The following is a 2,613-nucleotide window of genomic DNA, read 5'->3' on the forward strand; positions in this document are numbered from 1 at the left end:
AAGAGAGGGACAGATGCCGACCGTTCTCATCACGGGCGCCAATCGCGGCATCGGGCTGGAGCTTACCCGGCAATATGCGGCTGCCGGCTGGGACGTCATCGCCTGCTGCCGCAAGCCCAAGGAAGCCGCACAGCTCGCCAGGCTGAAGGTCGAGATGCGGCCGCTCGACGTCGCCAAGCCGGCCTCCATCGCGAAGCTGGCGGCGGCCCTCAAAGGCCGCGCTATCGACGTGCTGCTCAACAATGCTGGCATCCTCGGCAAGCGCTCGGGCTTCGGCAAGGCGGAGAGCAAGGAATTTCTCAGCGTCATGCAGGTCAATGCGCTGGGGCCCCTTCTCATGGCGCAGAGTTTCTGGCCGCATGTGAAGCGCAGCAAGATGAAGAGGATTGCCGCCATCACCAGCGGCATGGGGTCGATCGCCAGCGGTGCCAATGGCGGCTCCTATGCCTACAGAAGCTCCAAGGCCGCGCTCAACATGGTGATGAAGAATCTCGGCAACGATCTGGGCGGGAAAGGCATCCTTACCGCCGCCATCAGCCCCGGCTGGGTCAAGACCGACATGGGCGGCAAGAGCGCGCCGCTCGGTGTCGTCGACAGCGCCGCCGGCATCATCGCCGTGATCGCCGGGCTCGACGCCAAATCGTCCGGCGGCTTCTTCAACTATAATGGCCAGATCCTGCCATGGTGAAGGCGCCGATCGAATTCTATTTCGATTTTTCCTCGCCCTATGGCTATCTGGCGGCCCATCGCATCGATGACGTGGGCACGGAGGCCGGGCGCGAGGTGCTGTGGCGCCCCATCCTGCTCGGTGCGGTCTTCAAGGCGACCGGTCAGTCGCCACTGGTGAGCCAGCCCTTGCGTGGTCCCTACCACCTCCATGACCTGCAGCGCACGGCAAGGCGGCTCAAGCTGCCTTTCCAACTGCCAGATGATTTTCCGATGGCGACCATCGCCGCGGCGCGCGCTTTCTATGCGCTGGAAGCCAGTTCGCCCACAGATGCCAAACGCCTGGCGCTGGCGCTGTTCGATGCCGCCTTCCAGCGCGGCATCAATATCAGCGCCACCGAAACCGTGCTGGGGCTGGCATCCGAGATCGGCCTCGATCCCGCCAGGCTTGAAGCCGGCATCAAGGACAATGCCGTCAAGCAGCGCCTCAAGGCGGAAACCGACGGCGCCATCGCCCGCAATATCTTCGGCTCGCCCCTCTTCGTCGTCGATGGCGAGATGTTCTGGGGCAATGACCGCATCCCCGATCTTCACGACTGGCTGAAAACCGGCGGCTGGTAGGCCGCATCACACAGGAACGCCCCATGCTCGATCAATCGCTCGCCTCGGATATCATAGGTGCCGTCAATGCCGGCTTCGACGCACAGGTCAAGGAGACGGCGGCGCTCACAGCACTTCCTTCATTGCGCGGGCAGGAGGCGACGGCGCAGGATTTCATGGCCGAGCGGTACCGCGCCCGCGATCTCTCGGTCGATCACTGGAAGATCAACGTCGCCGACATCGAGCATCTGCCGGGCTTCTCGCCAGTGGCGGTTTCCTATGAGAATGCCTTCAACGTGGTCGGCGCCCACCGCCCGCGCGAGGTGAAGGGCCGCTCGCTCATCCTCAACGGCCATATCGACGTGGTGCCCACAGGGCCGCACGATCTGTGGTCGCGCCCGCCTTTCGAGTCTTACGTCGAAGGCGACTGGCTCTATGGCCGCGGTTCCGGCGACATGAAGGCCGGTCTCTATGGCTGTCTGGCCGCCTTCGACGCGCTCGATCGGCTGGGCCTGCGCCCCGCAGCCCCTGTCTATCTGCAATCGGTGGTCGAGGAGGAATGCACCGGGAACGGCGCGCTCGCTTGCCTGCAGCGCGGCTATCGCGCCGATGCCGCCATCATCCCGGAGCCGATGGGCGATTCACTGCTCAAAGCCCAGCTCGGCGTCATGTGGTTCCAGGTGAAATTGCGCGGCAAGCCCGTCCATGTGGCCTATGCCGGGACCGGCGCCAATGCGATCGAGGCCGCTTATCCGGTGATGCAGGCGCTCCATCAGCTGGAGGAACGCTGGAACAAGGACCGCCATGAAATTTGGGGCGAGCACAAGCACCCGATCAATTTTGTCGTCTCAAAGATCGAAGGCGGCGACTGGACTTCAAGCGTGCCTGCCTGGTGCACCTTCGACATGCGCATTTCCTTCTATCCCGGCATGGAACTCGCGCGCGTGCGGCAGGATGTCGAGGATACGGTGCGGGCGGCGGCTTCCGGCCATTCCTACCTCGCCAACAACCCGCCGCAGGTGGTCTATCACGGCTTCCAGGCCGAACCCTATGTATTGAAGAATGGCGACGCGGCCATCGCCTGCCTCGAAGGCGCGCATCGCCTCGCCTTCAATGCGGAACTCCCGAAGATCGCCACCACCGCCACCACCGACGCCCGCTTCTTCGGCCTCTATGCCGACACACCGGCGCTCGTTTATGGCCCCTTCTCGGAAGACATCCACGGCTTCGACGAACGCGTCTCCCTCTCATCGCTGAGGAAGATCACGCAGGGCATGGCCCTCTTCATGGCCGATTGGTGCGGTGTGGAGAAGAGGTAAAGGCGGAAGGCCAAGGCCGCTCTCGCAG

The 2,613-nt window shown here is 63.8% G+C and carries 3 protein-coding genes; all 3 read left to right on the forward strand.

Annotation, left to right across the window (positions count from 1 at the left end):
* The coding region (locus ACE3OA_RS21470) for an SDR family oxidoreductase (protein ID WP_374314687.1) at positions 1 to 688 on the forward strand (688 nt) is incomplete at its 5' end.
* Complete coding sequence (locus tag ACE3OA_RS21475; RefSeq protein ID WP_374314689.1) at positions 682 to 1,287, forward strand: 2-hydroxychromene-2-carboxylate isomerase; 606 nt, start codon at positions 682 to 684, stop codon at positions 1,285 to 1,287. The genes ACE3OA_RS21470 and ACE3OA_RS21475, both read left to right, overlap by 7 nt.
* A 23-nt stretch (positions 1,288 to 1,310) precedes the next feature.
* A complete protein-coding gene (locus ACE3OA_RS21480) occupies positions 1,311 to 2,585 on the forward strand; it encodes an ArgE/DapE family deacylase (protein ID WP_374314691.1) in 1,275 nt (424 codons plus the stop codon).
* The last annotated feature ends 28 nt before the right edge of the window (positions 2,586 to 2,613 follow it).

Source organism: Dongia sp., from assembly GCF_041906375.1.
Taxonomy (GTDB): domain Bacteria; phylum Pseudomonadota; class Alphaproteobacteria; order Dongiales; family Dongiaceae; genus Dongia.

Excerpts from the sequence above, each read along its gene's own strand:
- ACE3OA_RS21480 (WP_374314691.1), top strand. The coding sequence starts at position 1,311 with ATGCTCGATCAATCGCTCGCCTCGGATATCATAGGTGCCGTCAATGCC.
- ACE3OA_RS21475 (WP_374314689.1), top strand. The coding sequence starts at position 682 with ATGGTGAAGGCGCCGATCGAATTCTATTTCGATTTTTCCTCGCCCTAT.